The following is an 18,029-nucleotide window of genomic DNA, read 5'->3' on the forward strand; positions in this document are numbered from 1 at the left end:
ACTTTCAGGTCCATAGGTTTCAGCTCTCGCCACGGCATGGTCAGATCCTCGGAATCGACCAGTGCCAGTTAAAGACTGTTACCTATGTGCTTGAACTGTTTTGTTACCTATGTGGGTGAGTCATACCGGCGAGACCTTTTGGTTCCTTTTGGGGCGTTTGCCAAAAGGGACTCGCCGTAAGGGCGAAACCATAAGCCGCCGTTACCGAAAAAACGGATATGTACTCAAACCCAACCCCCCCTCCCAAAGTCCCAAAGTAAGCCAAAAAAGTCCGACAATTGTGCAGGACAGCCACAGCCCCCCGTACTAAGCTCTGCGCTTCATTTCATCAAGGACGATTCATGAAGCGCTTTGCCGTTTGCCTGCTGTATTTCCTCACCTTCAGCGCATGCGCGGCTGACCTGAACCTGCTGACCGACAACCATCCACCATTGCATTTCCAGCAAGGCGGCGAGTTGACGGGTTTTGGCGTGGACGTGGTGCGGACACTGGCCAAGCGCACCGGGGATCGCGTGCACCTGCAACAACTGCCATTTCTGCGGGCCCTGCATGTCGCCAACAGCGAACCGGCCACCGGGGTGTTCACCGTATTGCGCACGGCCGAGCGCGACGGCCTGTACCAATGGGTCGGCCCATTGCTGGACGTCGAAACGGCCCTGTATTCCGCCGACAGCACCCGCCAGCCAGTGCGCAGCCTGCTGGAAGCCGGCAGCCACGGCGCGATTGCAGTGCCGCGTAAATGGCTGGCCTACAACTACTTGCAGCAGCAGGGTTTGAACAATCTGTATGGCGTCGAAACACCCGAGCAGATGATGCGCCTGGCGCGTCTGGGGCGTGCCGACTATGTGGTGGCCGACACCTTGTCCATTGCCACCCTGGCCCGTGAAGAAGGCGTGCCGCCCAGTCAACTGCACTACCAGATCCCGCTGATGCGGCAAGGCAGCTACATTGCGTTTTCCCTGCAGACCGATGCCCACCAGGTGGCGCGCTGGCAACAAGCACTGGACCAGATGCGACAGGACGGAAGCCTGGAGCAACTCAAGCAACGCTGGCTGAGCCCCAACACACCGCGCTGAAGACCAGAACGGACGGCTAGCGCACCAGCCGCCCGGCCAACGCCTTGGCCTGGCTCGCCACATCGGTGACGGCGGTACTTTCCCACCACATGCCGCGCAACGGCGGGCCCATGGCGAACAATCGGCTGACGGGCTGGCCCTCGGCGTTCAGGACGACGCCATCAACCTCTGCGGCAATGCCCAATGCCAACGGCCCCGGCCGCACCAGGCCACGGGCGAGCAGTTGCCGGGGCAACGGTCGCGCGACCCGGCGCCAGTCGTATTCGATACCGCTGGAGTTGATCAGGGCGGCACCGTTGACCACACAGGTCTGCGCCTCGCCGCGCCGCCGCAGGCGGATACTGACGCCGTCGCCCGTTGAAGGCTCGAGCCCCTTGAACGAAGCCGCGTGAATACACAGCCGCCCTTCTTTATATAGGCGCTCCACCAGTTCGGCACTCAAGGGTGGCGAGCGGTGGTGATGGCTTTCCCACCACGGCCGTACATGTCGCACGAACTGCCGACGCTGCGCATCCGTCGCCTGATGCCATAAGCGGCCGATATGGGCCCGCACCGTGTCCAGTGGTGCCTGCCAGTCAATGCCCTGGGCGATGGCGTCCCGACAGTGTCGACGCAGTTCACGCATCAACTGCCGGGGTGTGCGGATGTCCTGGTCCTCGGCGAGAAAATCCACCCAGGCCGGTGGCTGGCGGCGCACATGGGGCAGCAGGCCATGGCGGGAAAACACTTCGATCGGCCCGCGATGCCCGGCCTGTTCGAGGGAGACCACGGCGTCGACCATGGTCAGGCCCGAGCCGATGATCATGACCGTCGATTGCGGATCGAGCCGCTGCATGGCCGCTACGTCCCAAGGATCGAGGGCGGCGGCGTTCAAGCCACTGGACCGGGTTTGTGGCGTGCGCGCGGCGGGAAACAGTCCGGTGGCCAGTACCGCAAAAGCGCCCTGCAAGCATCGGTCATCGCTCAAGGTCAACCGTACGGCGTCGGCATCGGCTTGCAAATCGACCACCTCGGCCTGCACATGCTCGACCGTCGAACCGTTCAGTGCGCCCACCGCCTGCGCTTCTGCCAGGCGCTGCCGGGCGTACAGGCCGAAAATCCCTCGCGGTGGAAACAGTTCGCTGATCGGCACGTGCTGCCGGTCCGATTCCGGCCAACCGCCCGCCTCGATGTATTCGGTCAACCATTGGGTCAGGTCGTCGGGGTTGTCCGGGTCGACACTCATCCGTGCCGCGTTGCCATTGAGCGTATGGCCCAACTCCACCGCGCTGTAGGCTTCGCCCCGCCCCAACTCGGCGCGGGGCTCGATCACCAGCACCCGGCGCCGGCCTGGCAAACGCATCAACTGCGCCGCCAGCATCGCGCCACTGAGGCCGCCACCGACAATCAGGATCTCGGCGTCATTGGTCAAGGTCTGGCCCATCCTGCTCTCCCTGTTCAGATCACCACATTGCGCACAAACCGCGCCGCCACCGCCCCGTCGTTGCGATAACAGTGCGGTTGGTTGCTGGCGAACATGAAGAATTCACCGGTGGCGATATGCTGTGGCTGGTCGCCGAGCATAACGGTCAGGCAACCTTCGAAGACATAAATCTGCTCGCTCCAGCCATCGGCGTCCGGTTCCGACGGATACACCTCGCCCGGTTGCAGGCACCACTCCCACTGCTCGACTTCACGGCTGGCCTGGGCCTTGGAGAGCAACACCGCCTTGCTGCCGGGGATGGTGCCGGTCCAGGCCAGCTCGTTGATACGGCTGGGATCGCGGGCGTCGGGCGCCTGGATCAAATCACTGAAGGCGACGTCGAGGGCTTCGGCCACCCGATCGAGGGTGGTCAGGCTGACGTTCTTTTCCCCCGCCTCGATCGCCACCAGCATTCGCCGGCTGACACCGGATTTTTCGGCGAGCGCCGTCTGGCTCAGGTCGGCGGCATGACGCAAACGACGGACGTTTTGACTGGCGTGCTGGAGGACTGATGCCCGCTGGGTAGAATCTTTGTGCACTATATTGCTCACTGAGTGGGGTTGGGCAGTATACTGCGCAACATTCGACGCATTGTGCGTCCCCCTCCAGTAGCGTGCAAGGTCATGACGTCGGTGAACTCCCCAAAGGCTTCTTCCCGTTTTACAAGGTTCAGCAAGGCCGAGTGCGTGCTGGTGCTGATCACCATGGTCTGGGGCGGTACCTTCCTGCTGGTCCAGCACGCGATGACCGTCAGCGGCCCGATGTTTTTCGTCGGCCTGCGCTTTGCCGCCGCCGCGAGCATCGTCGCGCTGTTTTCCTGGCGTCACCTGCGCGACCTGACCTGGTTCGAACTCAAGGCCGGGTCGTTTATCGGCGTGGCGATCATGCTCGGCTACGGTTTGCAGACGGTCGGCCTGCAAAGCATTCCCAGCAGCCAGTCGGCATTCATTACTGCGCTTTACGTCCCTTTTGTGCCGTTGCTGCAATGGCTGGTGCTGGGGCGGCGCCCGGGGTTGATGCCGAGCATCGGCATCATGCTGGCCTTTACCGGGCTGATGCTGTTGTCCGGGCCGGCCGGTGCATCGTTCAACTTCAGCCCCGGTGAAATCGCCACCTTGATCAGTGCCGTGGCCATTGCGGCCGAGATCATCCTGATCAGCACCTATGCCGGCCAGGTCGACGTGCGCAGGGTGACGGTGGTGCAACTGGCGGTCACTTCGGTGCTGTCGTTCCTGATGGTGGTGCCGACCAACGAGGCGATTCCGAACTTCTCCTGGTTGCTGCTGTGCAGCGCGCTGGGCCTCGGTGCGGCCAGCGCGGCGATTCAAGTAGCGATGAACTGGGCACAGAAAAGCGTGTCACCGACCCGCGCCACGCTGATCTATGCCGGCGAGCCGGTCTGGGCCGGGATTGTCGGGCGCATTGCCGGGGAACGCCTGCCGGCGATTGCCTTGGTCGGCGCCGGGTTGATTGTGGCGGCGGTGATAGTCAGTGAGTTGAAGACCAAGGGTAAGGCGGCTGCGGCGGAGGAAGCGCTGGAAGAGGAAACTCAGCGATAGACCGCTGGTTCTGCATGGCTGGATAGGCCGCCTTCGCGAGCAAGCCCGCTCCCACATTTGACCGCGTCTGTGGGAGCGGGCTTGCTCGCGAAGGGGCCGGCACAGGCGCCCCCTCTCTTAAACAATGTGAATCAGGACTTTTCCGTCTACCGTGTAAGATTCTGCGACAGCTTGGCGTTTGGTGATCCGGGAGCTGGCACGTATGATGCTTCACAAACTTCCGCAGATTAGAAGCCTATGTCCCTGATAGTTCTACTGCTTCTGCCTTTCATAGGCAGCTGTTTGGCGGCCGTGTTGCCGCACAACGCCCGTAACGCCGAATCCCTGCTGGCTGGCCTGATCGCCCTGATCGGCACCGCCCAGGTCGCGTTCCTGTACCCGCAGATCGCCCATGGCGGCGTCATCCGCGAAGAGTTTACCTGGCTGCCCAGCCTGGGCCTGAACTTCGTCCTGCGCATGGACGGATTCGCCTGGCTGTTCTCCATGCTGGTGCTGGGCATCGGCACCCTGGTTTCGCTGTACGCCCGCTACTACATGTCGCCGAACGATCCGGTGCCGCGTTTCTTCGCGTTTTTCCTGGCCTTCATGGGCGCCATGCTCGGGCTGGTGATCTCCGGCAACCTGATCCAGATCGTGTTTTTCTGGGAACTGACCAGCCTCTTCTCGTTCCTGTTGATCGGCTACTGGCACCATCGCGCCGATGCACGGCGCGGCGCCTACATGGCGCTGATGGTGACCGGCGCGGGCGGTTTGTGCCTGCTGGCGGGGGTCATGCTGCTCGGCCATGTGGTCGGCAGCTATGACCTGGACAAGGTCCTGGCCGCCGGCGAGCAGATTCGTGCCCATGCCCTCTACCCCATTCTGTTGCCCCTGATCCTGATCGGCGCCTTGAGCAAAAGCGCGCAATTCCCCTTCCACTTCTGGCTACCCCACGCCATGGCCGCGCCGACGCCCGTATCGGCGTACCTGCACTCGGCGACCATGGTCAAGGCCGGGGTGTTTCTGCTCGCGCGGCTATGGCCGTCGCTTTCCGGCAGTGAAGAATGGTTCTACATCGTCAGCGGCGCCGGCGCCTGCACCCTGTTGCTCGGGGCGTATTGCGCGATGTTCCAGAACGACCTCAAGGGCTTGCTGGCCTACTCGACCATCAGCCACCTCGGCCTGATCACCCTGTTGCTCGGCCTGAACAGCCCGCTGGCTGCCGTCGCCGCTGTATTCCATATCCTCAATCACGCCACGTTCAAGGCTTCGCTGTTCATGGCCGCCGGGATCATCGACCACGAAAGCGGCACCCGCGACATCCGCAAGCTCAGTGGCCTGTACAAACTGATGCCGTTCACCGCCACCCTGGCCATGGTCGCCAGCGCCTCGATGGCGGGTGTGCCGTTGCTCAACGGCTTCCTCTCCAAAGAGATGTTCTTCGCCGAAACCGTATTCATCAATGCCACGCGCTGGGTCGAGTTGAGCCTGCCGATCGTGGCAACGATTGCCGGTACCTTCAGCGTGGCCTACTCCCTGCGTTTCACCGTGGATGTGTTCTTCGGTCCGCCCGCGACCGACTTGCCTCATACCCCCCACGAGCCACCGCGCTGGATGCGCGCGCCGGTGGAATTGCTGGTGTTCACCTGCCTGCTGGTGGGGATTTTCCCCGCGCAAGTGGTCGGCCCGCTGCTCGCGGCGGCGGCGCAACCGGTGGTCGGCGGCACACTGCCCGAGTACAGCCTGGCCATCTGGCACGGCCTGAACGCGCCGATGATCATGAGCCTGATCGCCTTGTCCTGCGGCACCGCGCTCTATCTGCTGCTGCGCAATCAACTCAAGCGTGGACGCTTCAACCGCCCGCCCGTGATTGGCCGCCTGGACGGCAAGCACCTGTTCGAATGGGCACTGGTCGCCAGCATGCGCCTGGCCCGTCGCCTGGAGCCGCGCATTGGCACCCGGCGCCTGCAAATGCAGTTGTTCCTGGTGGTGCTCGCCGCCGTGCTGGCCGGGTTGATCCCCATGCTGCACAGCAGCCTGCACTGGGGCGACCGGCCGAAAATCCCCGGGTCGATCGTCTTCGTCACCCTGTGGTTGCTGGCCATCGCCTGCGCCCTTGGCGCGGCCTATCAAGCCAAGTATCACCGTCTCGCGGCCCTGACCATGGTCAGCGTCTGCGGCCTGATGACCTGCGTCACCTTCGTCTGGTTTTCCGCGCCGGACCTGGCCCTGACGCAACTGGCGGTCGAAGTGGTGACCACGGTGCTGATCCTGCTGGGCCTGCGCTGGCTGCCACGACGGATCGAAGAAGTCTCGCCGTTGCCGAGCAGCCTGCGCCGGGCGCGGGTGCGGCGGATCCGCGACTTGCTGCTGTCGACCGCGGTCGGTGTCGGCATGGCGTTGCTGGCCTACGCCATGCTGACGCGCCAGACTCCCAACGACATTTCCTCGTTCTACCTGAGTCGCGCCTTGCCCGAGGGCGGCGGCAGCAATGTGGTCAACGTGATGTTGGTGGACTTCCGTGGTTTCGACACCCTCGGTGAAATCACCGTGTTGGTAGCCGTGGCCCTGACCGTGTACGCCCTGCTGCGCCGCTTCCGTCCGCCGAAAGAAAGCCTGCAACTGCCGGCCCAGCAACGCTTGCTCGCGCCGGACGTGGTCACCGACCTGGTCAACCCGCGTCACGCCAGCGACACCGCGCTCGGCTTCATGATGGTGCCGGCGGTGCTGGTGCGCCTGCTGTTGCCGGTGGCGCTGGTGGTGTCGTTCTACCTGTTCATGCGCGGGCACAATCAACCGGGCGGCGGCTTTGTCGCCGGGCTGGTGATGTCGGTGGCGTTCATCCTGCAATACATGGTCGCCGGCACGCAGTGGGTCGAAGCGCAAATGAGCCTGCGGCCGCTGCGCTGGATGGGTACCGGGCTGTTGTTCGCCACCGCCACCGGGCTGGGTGCGATGGTGGTCGGTTATCCGTTCCTGACCACCCACACCTGGCATTTCTCGTTACCGCTGCTGGGTGACATTCACCTGGCCAGCGCGCTGTTCTTCGACATCGGCGTGTACGGCGTGGTGGTCGGCTCGACCCTGTTGATCCTCACCGCCCTCGCCCACCAGTCGGTACGGGGTCACAAAACCGCTGCCCAGCCCAAATCCGTTGCCGCCAAGGGAGCCGTCTGATGGAAGAAGTCATCGCAATCGCCATCGGCGTACTGGCCGCGTCCGGTGTCTGGCTGATCCTGCGCCCACGGACGTTCCAGGTGGTCATGGGCCTGTGCCTGTTGTCCTACGGCGTCAATCTGTTCATCTTCAGCATGGGCAGCCTGTTCATCGGCAAGGAGCCGATCATCAAGGACGGCGTACCGCAGGACCTGTTGCACTACACCGACCCGTTGCCGCAAGCCCTGGTGCTGACCGCGATCGTCATCAGCTTCGCCATGACCGCGCTGTTCCTGGTGGTGTTGCTGGCGTCCCGGGGCCTGACCGGCACCGACCATGTAGATGGCCGGGAGCCTAAGGAATGATGGCGATGACCCACCTGATCGTCGCGCCCATTCTGCTGCCGCTGCTGACCGCCGCAATCATGCTGATGCTCGGCGAGAAGCACCGCCCGCTCAAGGCGAAAATCAATCTGTTCTCCAGCCTGCTCGGGCTGGGCATTGCCGTGGCGTTGTTGCAATGGACACAAACCACCGGCGTGCCCGGCTCCATCGGTGTGTACCTGCCGAGCAACTGGCAAGTGCCGTTCGGCCTGGTGCTGGTGGTCGATCGCCTGTCGGCGCTGATGCTGGTGCTGACCGGCATCATCGGTGTCAGTGCCCTGCTGTTTGCCATGGCCCGCTGGGACAGCGCCGGTTCGAGCTTTCACGCGCTGTTCCAGATCCAGTTGATGGGCCTTTACGGCGCGTTCCTCACCGCCGACCTGTTCAACCTGTTCGTGTTCTTCGAGGTGTTGCTGGCCGCGTCCTACGGGCTGATGCTCCACGGTTCGGGCCGGGCGCGGGTGTCGTCGGGGCTGCATTACATCTCGATCAACCTGCTGGCTTCGTCGCTGTTCCTGATTGGCGCGGCGCTGATCTATGGCGTCACTGGCACCCTGAACATGGCCGACCTGGCGGTAAAAATCCCCCTGGTGTCCGCAGCCGATCGCGGCTTGCTGCACGCCGGCGCGGGGATCCTGGCCGTCGCGTTCCTGGCCAAGGCCGGCATGTGGCCGCTGAATTTCTGGCTGGTGCCGGCCTATTCCTCAGCCAGCGCGCCGGTGGCGGCGATGTTCGCGATCATGACCAAGGTCGGCATCTACACCTTGCTGCGCCTGTGGACGTTGCTGTTCTCCGCCCAGGCCGGGGCGTCGGCATTCTTTGGCGGTGAATGGCTGATCTACGGCGGCATGGCGACGATCGTCTGCGCCGCCATTGCGATCCTCGCCGCGCAACGCCTGGAGCGCATGGCCAGCCTGAGCATCCTGGTGTCGGCGGGCATTCTGTTGTCGACCATCGGTTTCGCCCAGCCGAACCTGGTCGGCGCGGCGCTGTTCTATCTGTTCAGCTCGACCCTGGCGTTGAGCGCACTGTTCCTGCTGGCCGAACTGATCGAGCGCTCGCGCTCGGCCAACGAAGTCCTGCTCGAAGATGAAACCGAACTGCTGCCCCGGCCACTGGAATCCCTGCATCCGCCCAAAGGCATCAACCTCGACGACGAACAAAAAGCCGTGGTCGGCCAGGTGATTCCCTGGACCATGGCGTTTCTCGGCTTGAGCTTCATCGCCTGCGCCTTGCTGATCATCGGCATGCCGCCGCTCTCCGGGTTTATCGGCAAACTCGGGCTGATCGGTGCGCTGCTCAATCCGCTCGGCCTGGGCAACAGCGGCGACGAACCGATTTCCAACGCGGCGTGGGGCCTGTTGGCGTTGTTGATCTTGTCCGGCCTGGCATCGCTGATCGCGTTCTCGCGCTTGGGTATCCAGCGCTTCTGGACGCCAGCGGAACGTCCCTCCCCCCTGCTGCGACGCTTCGAATGCGTGCCGATCTTTGCACTGTTGGCCTTGAGCATTGCGCTGACCTTCAAGGCCGACCCGCTGCTGCGTTACACCCAGGCCGCCGCCGATGCCTTGTACAACCCGCAGCAATACGTGATGGCGGTGCTCGACACGCGCGTCGTACCGAACCCGACGGCCAAGGCGACCCCGCAGGAGGTGCAACCATGAAGCGCCTGTTTCCTGCGCCCTTGCTGTCGCTGGCCTTGGGGCTGCTGTGGCTGTTGCTGAACCTGTCGACAAGCCCCGGCAATCTGCTGCTGGGGGCGGCGCTGGGGTTTTGTGCGCCGCTGATGATGCGCAGGCTGCGCCCGCTGCCGGTGCGCATCCGTCGTCCCGGGGTGATCCTGCGCCTGGTCCTGGTGGTCGGGCGTGATGTGCTGGTGTCCAACCTCGCCGTGGCCTGGAACGTACTCAACGCCGGTCGCCGCCCGCCCCGCTCGCGATTCATCAAGGTGCCACTGGACTTGCGCGACGCCAACGGCCTGGCCGCGCTGTCGATGATCACCACGGTGGTGCCCGGTACGGTCTGGTCGGAGCTGGCGCTGGACCGCAGCATCCTGCTGTTGCATGTCTTCGACCTGGACGATGAGGCGCTGTTCATCCAGCACTTCAAGGCGACCTACGAACGTCCGTTGATGGAGATCTTCGAATGAGCCCGTTGCTGTCGAACGCGATCCTGCTGAGCCTGTTCTTCTTTTCCCTGGCGATGATCCTGACCCTGATCCGCCTGTTCAAGGGGCCGTCGGCCCAGGACCGGGTCCTGGCGCTGGACTACCTGTACATCGTCGCGATGCTGATGATGCTGACGCTGGGTATCCGTTATGCCAGTGACACCTACTTCGAGGCGGCGCTGCTGATTGCACTGTTTGGTTTCGTCGGCTCGTTCGCCCTGGCGAAATTCCTGCTGCGTGGTGAGGTGATCGAATGAATACGCCATTGTCGTTGTGGGTGGAAGTCCCGGTGGCGATCCTGCTGGTGCTCGGCAGCCTGTTCGCATTGATCGGTGCCACGGGCCTGCTGCGCATGAAAGACTACTTCCAGCGCATGCACCCGCCGGCCCTGGCCTCGACACTCGGGGCCTGGTGCGTGGCATTGGCTTCGATCATCTACTTTTCGGCGCTCAAGTCCGCGCCGGTACTGCACGCCTGGCTGATTCCGATCCTGCTGGCGATTACCGTGCCGGTGACCACCTTGCTGCTGGCCCGGGCGGCGCTGTTCCGCAAACGCATGGCTGGGGATGATGTGCCGGCCGAGGTGAGCAGTCGGCGGACCGAGAGCGGTAGTTAGACCAAGGATTTGTATTGACTGGGCCGGCCTCTTCGCGAGCAAGCCCGCTCCCACAGGTTATGTGTGGTCACCCTCGATCACTGTGGGAGCGGGCTTGCTCGCGAAGGCTATAGACCAGCCAATACATCATGACCGGCCTGTCTCAAATCCAGGCCACCGCCAACAACCCCGCCCCCAGCACCACACACAACGGCGAGTAAACCCAGGTGTCGAGCCGGGCAAACTTCGAGCCTTTGACCTCCTTGAAAAACCCCACCAGCTCCGAATCGCCAATGGCCCGGGCAAACAGCAAAATCGCAATCGCGCTGATCAACCACTGCAATGACCAGTGATGCAAGGGTGGCAGGCACCAACCCACCCGAAAGCACACCAGCACGGCAATCAACAGCAACATCCCGGCCACCACCAGGGTGATCCAGCCGCGTGGCTTGAACGCCGGTCGCAGTTGCGCGCTGCCCTCCTGCGGTACTTGCGGGACCGCCGCCACCGCCGCCCACTCACCACCCAGCGCCCAATACACATGCACCAGACTGATCGCCGCGAAGATCGTCACCAGCCACTGAGCCAACAACAAGGTCATGGTTCAGAGATCCTTGAAAGGGATATGAACAGAACAGGCTAGTCGGCTTTTCCCGAAGTGCGCGAGCAAGTGCAAGACCAAAAGTGCATACCCGCGCCCGCTCACATTCCGACGGAGACTTTATCCGCCACGTCATTGGGCAGCCAGGCCCGCCAGACGTCCGGATGAGCCTTCATGAAGGCCTCCGCGGCCTGACGTGGCGGTGTATGTTTCTCGCTCATTTCGGCCAGCGCTTTATTCAGGGGATCGATCGGAAACTCGACCTTGGCGAAGAACTCGGCAATCTGCGGATATTGTTTCTGAAACGGAGTGGACACACCGATCGACAGCTTGGAGGCCAGGGAGCGGGTTGGCTGTGGGTTGGGGTTGTCGGCGTCGGTCAGGGTCTTCCAGGCTTCGGCGTCGAACGGTGGCTCTTCGAGCTGGATCAGCTTGAAGCGGCCGAGCAACGGCGTGGGCGACCAATAGTAAAACAGCACCGGCTTGCCACGATGAATCGACGAACTGATTTCGGCATCCAGTGCCGCGCCCGAACCGCTGCGGAAATTCACGTAGCTGTCATCCAGCCCATAGGCCTTGAGCTTCTGCTTGTTGACCACTTCCGAGGTCCAGCCGATGGGGCTGTTGAGGAAGCGTCCCTTGGTCGGGGCTTCCGGATCCTTGAACACGTCCTTGTATTTCGGCAGGTCGCTGACACTGCGCAGGTCCGGCGCCAGCGGCTTGATGCCCTTGGCCGGGTCGCCCTTGATCACATACTCCGGCACCCACCAGCCTTCGGTAGCGCCCTTGACCGTGTCGCCGAGGCTGACGACCTTGCCTTCGGCTTCCGCCTTGACCCACACGGGGCTGCGACCGGCCCACTCTTCGCCAATGACCTGGATGTCATTGTTGGCCAGCGCGGTTTCCAGGGTGATGGTGGTACCCGGCAAGGTATCGGTCGGCAGCCCGTAGCCCTTCTCGACAATGATGCGCAGGACATCGGTAATCAGGCTGCCACTTTCCCAGTTCAGGTCGGCGAAGTGGATCGGCGCCTGGGCGGCAAACACCGGGGCGGGTATCGCCAGCAAACCGAAAGTGGCCAGGACAGCGGCCAGCAACCGTCGAAATCCGTTCATGCTTTTGCACCTCGTGCTGTTCACAGCAATAGCAGGATGGCCTGGCAGTAGACCGCGAAGCCTCTGAATACTCAGTCCAATGACTGTAGTAGAGGTTCCTGCTTTCGAGGTGCGTGGATCAATTTTCGGAAGTTTCCTGCAAACGCATCAGCTCCCGCCTGACCATGCTGGCGTAAGGCGCCGGTTGCAGCTGGTAAAGCCGTGACGCCACCCAATTCAGCCAGGCTCCCTGCAGAATGGTCTTCTGCTCGAACAGCTGCCGCGCTTCGTCTTGAGCGCTGGCCAGGTTATGTTCGTGGAAGTCGGCGCGGGTCAGGGTCATCACTCGCTGGCCTTGAAGGTCACCAGTTCGCCCTTGCGCCACTTGGCCACTTTGGCGGTCACGGCTTTCAGGGTCTTGGTCAGGCCTTCCTGCAACTGTTGATGCGCGGCAAATACCATCACCACGCTGTGACCTTCCTTGAATACGACCCCCTGACCGTCGGCCGTGGTCACGAAGGCGTAATCGCCAATGCCGTAAACCGTCAGCTTGATGTCGCGGAATTTGATGTCCAGCTTGCCGCCTTCGCGACTGGGCAACACTGACGCGCTGAAATGATCGCCGACCTTGAGTTTGAGTCCGGGTTTGTCGTCCACCACCAGGGCTGATTCGGTGTCGATTTCGGCAATGTAAATGCCTTCAGCGTTCTGTTCGGTGATGTAAACGAAACGTGACTGAAACTGCTTGACCAGCTTTGCGCGCAAATCACCCAGCACGAACAAAGCATGCATATCGAGATTACTTACTGCCAAGGAAACATCCCCACATCTGAAAAATGGTGCCATGCGCGAAAAACAGACGCATAGCCAAAAAAGCGGCAATGCCGACGGTTGTAGCCGAAGAACCCGGATTGAAGTCCTGAATGAGCAGAGCGCTCACCCTTCACGAAGCTTGAGAAGACTACTGGAACGTCACTCGCGTCGTCCTGACTGGCGTTCGTCACAGGCTGAAGGAAAACACCCTTCCTGCTGCCAGAAAATTATGGACTATCAACTTCGGGGAAAAATCTCATCAAGATAAAATCTTTTCCTACATATCGTCCGCAAAAAATTGCTTTAGATAAACATCACTCACCCACCAGTGAGGGTGATTCTAGAGCAGCGATGCTCTTGGAGACTAGCCAAAACGACGTACATACGTCGTTAAAACCATGAAAAGGACTTCATATGTGCACGTTGACACACTTTGCTTATCCCTTGGAGCCTGAACTGCTTCGCGGCGCCCCGAATCGCCCGCGATTTCAGGTGGTGATGGCGGGGAATGCTTTCTTTCATATCAAGGATATTTCTACAGGCTGCGTCAGAGGTTTCCGAGCCAGTCATAACGAAGCCTGTGCCCTTGCCCGGTTTCTTGAATCACACCCTTGACATGCCCCACCGCGCTCACTGCCTTCGACGTTTCGTCTGCCCGTCGACTTATCTCAGCCGTCGACGGGCAACTACTGCCATACTGCCCGCCATATAAAACCAATCCGCAAAAAATCGGGTTGCGTCGACAACAATAATGTTTTTCCAGGGGAAGTCTGCAACGTGACGGAATTTGATATCGGCGAGTTTTTTATCCGGGGCGAAGCCAGAGAAGTCGAAGGTGAATTCCAGGCCGTGATTGTCATGCGCGCCAAACCACCGCTCAAGACCGTAACCTATCACCAGGTCGAAAAAGATCGCTGGTTCAAGACCCCGGATGTCGCCGCCATTGCGGCTCAGGAATCGGCCAGGGAACTCAAGGCAGCGGTCGATGCGGGGGCATTGAAAGCCTGATCGTCGGTTTGGCGGTCTATGCTCATCGTTGCGCTTGAACATCGCGTTCGAACTTCGCCGGTGCGGCGCCCTCGAAGCCAGGGTACCGCGCTTCGCCCTCGACCCGACCGAGACCTGCAAGGAGATGAACATGGAATCACCGACACACGACTTGAAAGGCCTGTTCGACCAGCTCGGCCTGGACTCCAGCCAGAAAGCGATCGACGACTTCATTGCCAGCCATTCCCTGCCCGATGACAAGAAACTCATCGACGCCGAATTCTGGTCACCGCAACAGGCCGGCTTCCTCAAGGAACAATTGCGCGAAGACGCGGACTGGGCGCGAGTGGTCGACGACCTGAACCTGCGCATGCACCAAACGCACTGACAACCTCAATGCAGGCTGTCAGGCCTTTCGGCGTTCAATTGCGCCAACCAGGCAGCCTTGCACTCTTGCGCCTCTTCGCGACTGGAGAACGCCGTACCCCGGCGCTCGCCATTGAGCAGCACCACCCAGCAGACCTTGCGCCCCATGGAGCGCAGATTGGCAGGCACTCCACTGCCGATCATGACCGCGATATCAACTTTGCCTTGCATGCTGACCTCCCGAGCTTCATTAGCAACCTAATTAATAGATATGTTAATTAGTTTTCCGTCGAGGAAACAGCCAAACCCTGCACAGATTCATTACAGGGTTTGTAACAATCACCCGCCGGCTCGGGTTTCTAGCGTGGCTTTTGCGGCTTGTAGCCCAGGCGCAAACCGCCCCAATGCCTGCCCTTGAGCATGATCGGCACCGAGAGATCGTGCATCAGCTCGCCGGTGTCGCGGGTATAGGTTTGTAGCAACACGGCCTTCTGATGGCTACCACAGCGAATCCCGGTACGGTCAGCGAACTTGCGTTTGGTGCGGTTCTGCACGGCATCGATTTGTGCGTCCCCGGTCAGCGGTTGGCTGAACGCGTTGTTATGGGTCGGCACATAACCCTGCTGGGTGCAGGCGATGGCGAACACCAATCCTTCGTGGCGCGGTAACAACGGCTCCTGGATCGTTGGCAGAACCTGATCGGTGTAGCGGTCGAAACGCGTCTGGTACTTGGCCGGGCTGGTATGGGCAATAGTCTGGTAATGGCGGTCGAACAGATCGTCGAGACTGATTCGACCGGCATCGATATCCGCCTCGAAACGCGCAGCAATCTGACTCGCGCCTTCCCGGGCCAGGTCATAGATTCGCTGGTGATAGTCATCCAGCCCCACTTCGGCAAGACGCTCGCTGATGGTTTCGGCCTGCCCTTCCATTTGCACCGCCGCCTGGGCCAGGCGTTGAGTCTGCTGGTCGCTGACCGCCAGATCGCTGCGCATCTGTTCGATGGCGTGAAACAGGCTGTCGAGTTGCTCACGGTTGGTGTCGGCCCCTTGGGCGATTTCCCCGACCTGGGACTCGACACTGGCCGCCAGACGAGCAATGTTCTCCAGGTGCTGTCCCGTCCGTTCGACTTGTTCGACGCCAGTGTCGAGGTCGCTGGACAGTTGGCGGATCTGCTCCACCACCTGCGCCGTGCGTTGCCGGATATCGGCGACCATCTCGCCCACTTCTCCCGTCGCGGTCGCCGTACGTGCGGCGAGCCCGCGGACCTCGTCGGCCACCACTGCAAACCCGCGACCGTGCTCCCCCGCCCGCGCCGCTTCAATGGCTGCGTTCAACGCCAACAGGTTGGTCTGGCTGGCGATGGACTGAATCACCAGGGTCACGCGCTGGATATCATCGCTGCGCAGGCTCAAGGCTTCGATCAGTTCACGGCTGTTACTGGCGCGCTGGCTGAGCTGATGCATGCGCGCGATGGACTCGATCAGCTCCGTACGCCCGACCGCACCACTTTGATGAGCCTCGCTGGCGGCACTGAGCGCCTGGCGGCTGAGTGTCGAGGTGGCCTGTTCGGTGGTGATCATGACCTCGGCGTTGTTGACGATCTGTGCCGCCGCCGTGAGCTGCGATTGCAGCTTGTCCGCCAGTTGCCGAACCGAAAACGCCACACCGGCGGCTGACAGCGCGTTATGGCTGGTGGTGTAGGAAAGATCGCGAGTCAACTCGCCGATGGCGTCGGGGTTGTCGGGGGAAGCAGCCTCAGGGGTCGCGCGCGAACGCAGGCGAGGCAGCCAGATAATCAATACGGCCAGGGGCAGGCCAAGGTAGAGCGACCATTCACCCAGCGTCATGCCACATAACAACAGCATCAGGGCGATGCTTTGCAGCGTCGGTGCCAGCCAGCGGCTTTTCGGCAACAGCACTGGCGCAGGCACTGCCGCAACCAGAGACCCGTCTCTCGTCATCATCGTCACCCCGGAAAACTTCTAATTGTTGTCTTCGCATTAAACGCCACCATAAAGCCATTATCCATGAGCCTTTAGTCGCGAACGTTGCAACAGATCAATAGAAGAACCGGGGGGGAAAATCGCAGACAGCACAAAACAAAGATCGCAGCTTGCGCCAGCGCCCTGCTTCAATTGCGCAGGGGGGCTGGCGCAGGCTGCGATCTTTTCAGGGCCGCCCCGTTAAAAAGGGGCTGCCTCGCAGAATCAGGCCTGACGCTGGTGCTTGTCGATTTGCTCGTGACGCTCTTGAGCTTCGATGCAGTACTTGGTGGTCGGGCTGATCAGCAGGCGCTTGAGGCCAATCGCCTCGCCGCTGTCGTCGCACCAGCCGAAGCTGTCTTCCTTGATGCGCTCAAGGGCTTGTTCCAACTGAGGCAGCATGCGCTGATCGCGATCGATCGCGTTTACCAGCCAGGTGCGCTCTTCTTCGACCGAAGCCGCGTCTGCCGGATCGGCCGGGGTGTCCAGGCTTTCGATGGCGATGCGGTTCTGTTCGATGCGCTCATGGGTTTCGACTTTCATGTTCTGCAACAGCTCGGAGAAAAAAGCATGTTGCTCGGCATTCATGTAGTCATCCGCCGGCATGGCCAGCAACTTGTCCTTTGTCATTGATATCTCTATAAAAAAACGTGCATTAAGGCGAATAAGGGAGCGTTCCGGCAGACCTGGGCAGGCCATCGGAAAGGCGCCGTTTGTTCCAAGCGCCACCCGGCACTCAATTTACGAGGGGCGGCAGTCTAAGGCCGACTTGAGGCCTCAGCAACTGAAAAGACAGCGAATTTGTCCGACAAAGCCCTGAAAATGCTCTACGGCAGGCTTTGAGGCGGTAATCGGAGTGCGTTTATAGCAAGAAATTCAATCGAGCGGAGGTATATAGAAGACAAACGGCCTGCACCGGGCAATATTCACTGTCATTTGCAGGGCTGCGAACCTCAGCTAAGGTTGTCCCTCCCGAAATGGCCATATAAAGGAAAGGACCATGAAGCTGATCGGTATGCTGGATTCGCCCTATGTCAGGCGCGTCGCCATTTCTGCCAAATGCCTGGGAATCACCCTGGAACATCAATCGGTCTCGGTGTTCCGCCACTTCGAACAATTCCAGCTGATCAACCCGGTGGTCAAGGCGCCCACCCTGGTGCTGGAGGATGGTGAAGTGTTGATGGATTCGACACTGATCATCGATTACCTGCAAACCCTGGCCGACAACAGCCTGATGCCTGTCGAAGCGAGTCAGCGCCTGCGCGCGTTGCGCCTGGTTGGCCTGGCCTTGGCCGCCAGCGAAAAATCCGTGCAGCTTTACTACGAGCGCAACCTGCGGCCGGCGGAAATTCAATTCAAACCTTGGGTGCAGCGGGTCGAAGGACAGCTGGTGGCGGCCTATTCGGCGCTGGAACGGGAGCTGGAAAAACAGCCGCTGAAGACTGACGGCTCGATTGAGCAGGACGGCATCACCCTCGCCGTAGCCTGGAGCTTCACCAACCTGGTGGTGCCGGACCAGGTGAGTGCGGCGCAGTTTCCGCGAATCGCCGCATTCACTGCGTATGCCGAAGGACTTGAGGTGTTTTTGAGTACACCGATCGAATAGATAGATTCGCTTTGCCTGATCTAACGTCTTCGTCGGAACGCCGCCCGGAGCAAGCCCGCATATCCCTGTAGGAGCGAGCTTGCTCGCGATGGCTTCAGCAAAAACGCCGCTTCACCCAAGGGAAGAAGCGGCAGTTAATTCAATGCACAAACAACGCAATCAAAATAATGATCGGGATCGGCACGCCGAGAAAGAACAGC

The 18,029-nt window shown here is 61.2% G+C and carries 21 protein-coding genes; 12 read left to right on the top strand and 9 right to left on the bottom strand.

The window, feature by feature from the left end:
- Positions 1-341 precede the first annotated feature (341 nt).
- Positions 342-1,076 (top strand): substrate-binding periplasmic protein, encoded by a 735-nt coding sequence (locus KGA88_RS26555; protein ID WP_223595350.1) that lies wholly within the window; start codon positions 342-344, stop codon positions 1,074-1,076.
- Between the two features lie 16 nt (positions 1,077-1,092).
- Here KGA88_RS26555 and KGA88_RS26560 read toward each other — a convergent pair whose 3' ends face one another.
- Together KGA88_RS26560 and KGA88_RS26565 are read right to left on the bottom strand one after the other, a co-directional pair.
- Positions 1,093-2,499: an FAD/NAD(P)-binding protein gene (locus KGA88_RS26560; protein ID WP_223595352.1), complete on the bottom strand. Its 1,407-nt coding sequence runs from the start codon at positions 2,497-2,499 to the stop codon at positions 1,093-1,095.
- Between the two features lie 14 nt (positions 2,500-2,513).
- Positions 2,514-3,077, bottom strand: a complete 564-nt coding sequence (locus KGA88_RS26565; RefSeq protein ID WP_223595354.1) for a helix-turn-helix domain-containing protein — start codon at positions 3,075-3,077, stop codon at positions 2,514-2,516.
- Positions 3,078-3,161: 84 nt separating this feature from the next.
- Between KGA88_RS26565 and KGA88_RS26570 the strand changes: the two genes are divergently transcribed.
- The 7 genes from KGA88_RS26570 to KGA88_RS26600 all read left to right on the top strand — a co-directional run bounded on the left by KGA88_RS26570 (position 3,162) and on the right by KGA88_RS26600 (position 10,398).
- A complete protein-coding gene (locus KGA88_RS26570; protein ID WP_223595356.1) occupies positions 3,162-4,097 on the top strand; it encodes a DMT family transporter in 936 nt (311 codons plus the stop codon).
- Between the two features lie 237 nt (positions 4,098-4,334).
- Positions 4,335-7,253, top strand: coding sequence for a monovalent cation/H+ antiporter subunit A (locus KGA88_RS26575; RefSeq protein ID WP_223595359.1), 2,919 nt, complete (start codon positions 4,335-4,337; stop codon positions 7,251-7,253).
- Positions 7,253-7,597 (top strand): Na+/H+ antiporter subunit C, encoded by a 345-nt coding sequence (locus KGA88_RS26580; RefSeq protein WP_007986256.1) that lies wholly within the window; start codon positions 7,253-7,255, stop codon positions 7,595-7,597. The genes KGA88_RS26575 and KGA88_RS26580 overlap by 1 nt, the downstream gene beginning before the upstream one ends.
- Complete coding sequence (locus KGA88_RS26585) at positions 7,594-9,279, top strand: monovalent cation/H+ antiporter subunit D (protein WP_110660377.1); 1,686 nt, start codon at positions 7,594-7,596, stop codon at positions 9,277-9,279. Before KGA88_RS26580 ends, KGA88_RS26585 begins: the two co-directional genes overlap by 4 nt.
- Positions 9,276-9,764: a Na+/H+ antiporter subunit E gene (locus tag KGA88_RS26590; RefSeq protein WP_110660378.1), complete on the top strand. Its 489-nt coding sequence runs from the start codon at positions 9,276-9,278 to the stop codon at positions 9,762-9,764. Before KGA88_RS26585 ends, KGA88_RS26590 begins: the two co-directional genes overlap by 4 nt.
- Positions 9,761-10,039, top strand: coding sequence for a K+/H+ antiporter subunit F (locus KGA88_RS26595; RefSeq protein ID WP_103395616.1), 279 nt, complete (start codon positions 9,761-9,763; stop codon positions 10,037-10,039). Before KGA88_RS26590 ends, KGA88_RS26595 begins: the two co-directional genes overlap by 4 nt.
- The gene (locus KGA88_RS26600) at positions 10,036-10,398 is read left to right on the top strand and encodes a Na+/H+ antiporter subunit G (RefSeq protein WP_110660379.1); all 363 of its coding nucleotides are present in this window, start codon (positions 10,036-10,038) and stop codon (positions 10,396-10,398) included. The genes KGA88_RS26595 and KGA88_RS26600 overlap by 4 nt, the downstream gene beginning before the upstream one ends.
- A 142-nt stretch (positions 10,399-10,540) precedes the next feature.
- Here the strand turns inward: KGA88_RS26600 and KGA88_RS26605 are convergent, their stop codons facing one another.
- The 4 genes from KGA88_RS26605 to KGA88_RS26620 all read right to left on the bottom strand — a co-directional run bounded on the left by KGA88_RS26605 (position 10,541) and on the right by KGA88_RS26620 (position 12,864).
- The gene (locus tag KGA88_RS26605) at positions 10,541-10,978 is read right to left on the bottom strand and encodes a DUF3995 domain-containing protein (RefSeq protein ID WP_110660380.1); all 438 of its coding nucleotides are present in this window, start codon (positions 10,976-10,978) and stop codon (positions 10,541-10,543) included.
- A 101-nt stretch (positions 10,979-11,079) separates the two neighbouring features.
- Complete coding sequence (locus KGA88_RS26610; protein WP_223595361.1) at positions 11,080-12,093, bottom strand: ABC transporter substrate-binding protein; 1,014 nt, start codon at positions 12,091-12,093, stop codon at positions 11,080-11,082.
- A gap of 118 nt (positions 12,094-12,211) precedes the next feature.
- On the bottom strand, positions 12,212-12,415 hold the full coding sequence (locus KGA88_RS26615; protein ID WP_110660382.1) for a hypothetical protein: 204 nt from the start codon (positions 12,413-12,415) through the stop codon (positions 12,212-12,214).
- Positions 12,415-12,864, bottom strand: coding sequence for a hypothetical protein (locus tag KGA88_RS26620; RefSeq protein ID WP_223595363.1), 450 nt, complete (start codon positions 12,862-12,864; stop codon positions 12,415-12,417). Before KGA88_RS26620 ends, KGA88_RS26615 begins: the two co-directional genes overlap by 1 nt.
- Before the next feature lie 435 nt (positions 12,865-13,299).
- On the opposite strand from KGA88_RS26620, the gene KGA88_RS26625 reads away from it, so the two are divergent.
- The 3 genes from KGA88_RS26625 to KGA88_RS26635 all read left to right on the top strand — a co-directional run bounded on the left by KGA88_RS26625 (position 13,300) and on the right by KGA88_RS26635 (position 14,260).
- Positions 13,300-13,500, top strand: coding sequence for a hypothetical protein (locus KGA88_RS26625; RefSeq protein ID WP_223595365.1), 201 nt, complete (start codon positions 13,300-13,302; stop codon positions 13,498-13,500).
- Positions 13,501-13,662: 162 nt separating this feature from the next.
- Entirely contained in the window at positions 13,663-13,893 is a 231-nt protein-coding gene (locus tag KGA88_RS26630; protein WP_007973761.1) for a hypothetical protein, read from the top strand.
- A 130-nt stretch (positions 13,894-14,023) separates the two neighbouring features.
- Positions 14,024-14,260 carry a DUF2789 domain-containing protein gene (locus tag KGA88_RS26635; RefSeq protein WP_103395758.1) on the top strand — a complete coding sequence of 79 codons (237 nt, stop codon included), beginning with the start codon at positions 14,024-14,026 and terminating at the stop codon, positions 14,258-14,260.
- A gap of 5 nt (positions 14,261-14,265) precedes the next feature.
- Here the strand turns inward: KGA88_RS26635 and KGA88_RS26640 are convergent, their stop codons facing one another.
- The 3 genes from KGA88_RS26640 to KGA88_RS26650 all read right to left on the bottom strand — a co-directional run bounded on the left by KGA88_RS26640 (position 14,266) and on the right by KGA88_RS26650 (position 16,853).
- Positions 14,266-14,469: a hypothetical protein gene (locus KGA88_RS26640; protein ID WP_110660385.1), complete on the bottom strand. Its 204-nt coding sequence runs from the start codon at positions 14,467-14,469 to the stop codon at positions 14,266-14,268.
- Positions 14,470-14,597: 128 nt separating this feature from the next.
- Entirely contained in the window at positions 14,598-16,205 is a 1,608-nt protein-coding gene (locus tag KGA88_RS26645; protein ID WP_411740870.1) for a methyl-accepting chemotaxis protein, read from the bottom strand.
- Between the two features lie 243 nt (positions 16,206-16,448).
- Complete coding sequence (locus KGA88_RS26650) at positions 16,449-16,853, bottom strand: TraR/DksA family transcriptional regulator (RefSeq protein WP_007907888.1); 405 nt, start codon at positions 16,851-16,853, stop codon at positions 16,449-16,451.
- Positions 16,854-17,223: 370 nt separating this feature from the next.
- Here KGA88_RS26650 and KGA88_RS26655 point away from each other — a divergent pair, with 370 nt between their 5' ends.
- Entirely contained in the window at positions 17,224-17,829 is a 606-nt protein-coding gene (locus tag KGA88_RS26655) for a glutathione S-transferase (RefSeq protein ID WP_110662442.1), read from the top strand.
- Positions 17,830-18,029: the final 200 nt, after the last annotated feature.

Source organism: Pseudomonas sp. A-R-19 (assembly GCF_019956575.1).
Taxonomy (GTDB): domain Bacteria; phylum Pseudomonadota; class Gammaproteobacteria; order Pseudomonadales; family Pseudomonadaceae; genus Aquipseudomonas.

What these genes read in the sequence shown, in the direction of transcription:
- KGA88_RS26555 (WP_223595350.1), top strand. Translation starts at nt 342, where the DNA reads ATGAAGCGCTTTGCCGTTTGCCTGCTGTATTTCCTCACCTTCAGCGCA.
- KGA88_RS26560 (WP_223595352.1), bottom strand. Translation starts at nt 2,499, where the DNA reads ATGGGCCAGACCTTGACCAATGACGCCGAGATCCTGATTGTCGGTGGC.
- KGA88_RS26570 (WP_223595356.1), top strand. Translation starts at nt 3,162, where the DNA reads ATGACGTCGGTGAACTCCCCAAAGGCTTCTTCCCGTTTTACAAGGTTC.
- KGA88_RS26575 (WP_223595359.1), top strand. Translation starts at nt 4,335, where the DNA reads ATGTCCCTGATAGTTCTACTGCTTCTGCCTTTCATAGGCAGCTGTTTG.
- KGA88_RS26580 (WP_007986256.1), top strand. Translation starts at nt 7,253, where the DNA reads ATGGAAGAAGTCATCGCAATCGCCATCGGCGTACTGGCCGCGTCCGGT.
- KGA88_RS26585 (WP_110660377.1), top strand. Translation starts at nt 7,594, where the DNA reads ATGATGGCGATGACCCACCTGATCGTCGCGCCCATTCTGCTGCCGCTG.
- KGA88_RS26590 (WP_110660378.1), top strand. Translation starts at nt 9,276, where the DNA reads ATGAAGCGCCTGTTTCCTGCGCCCTTGCTGTCGCTGGCCTTGGGGCTG.
- KGA88_RS26595 (WP_103395616.1), top strand. Translation starts at nt 9,761, where the DNA reads ATGAGCCCGTTGCTGTCGAACGCGATCCTGCTGAGCCTGTTCTTCTTT.
- KGA88_RS26600 (WP_110660379.1), top strand. Translation starts at nt 10,036, where the DNA reads ATGAATACGCCATTGTCGTTGTGGGTGGAAGTCCCGGTGGCGATCCTG.
- KGA88_RS26605 (WP_110660380.1), bottom strand. Translation starts at nt 10,978, where the DNA reads ATGACCTTGTTGTTGGCTCAGTGGCTGGTGACGATCTTCGCGGCGATC.
- KGA88_RS26610 (WP_223595361.1), bottom strand. Translation starts at nt 12,093, where the DNA reads ATGAACGGATTTCGACGGTTGCTGGCCGCTGTCCTGGCCACTTTCGGT.
- KGA88_RS26615 (WP_110660382.1), bottom strand. Translation starts at nt 12,415, where the DNA reads ATGACCCTGACCCGCGCCGACTTCCACGAACATAACCTGGCCAGCGCT.
- KGA88_RS26620 (WP_223595363.1), bottom strand. Translation starts at nt 12,864, where the DNA reads ATGCATGCTTTGTTCGTGCTGGGTGATTTGCGCGCAAAGCTGGTCAAG.
- KGA88_RS26625 (WP_223595365.1), top strand. Translation starts at nt 13,300, where the DNA reads ATGTGCACGTTGACACACTTTGCTTATCCCTTGGAGCCTGAACTGCTT.
- KGA88_RS26635 (WP_103395758.1), top strand. Translation starts at nt 14,024, where the DNA reads ATGGAATCACCGACACACGACTTGAAAGGCCTGTTCGACCAGCTCGGC.
- KGA88_RS26640 (WP_110660385.1), bottom strand. Translation starts at nt 14,469, where the DNA reads ATGCAAGGCAAAGTTGATATCGCGGTCATGATCGGCAGTGGAGTGCCT.
- KGA88_RS26645 (WP_411740870.1), bottom strand. Translation starts at nt 16,205, where the DNA reads ATGATGACGAGAGACGGGTCTCTGGTTGCGGCAGTGCCTGCGCCAGTG.
- KGA88_RS26650 (WP_007907888.1), bottom strand. Translation starts at nt 16,853, where the DNA reads ATGACAAAGGACAAGTTGCTGGCCATGCCGGCGGATGACTACATGAAT.
- KGA88_RS26655 (WP_110662442.1), top strand. Translation starts at nt 17,224, where the DNA reads ATGAAGCTGATCGGTATGCTGGATTCGCCCTATGTCAGGCGCGTCGCC.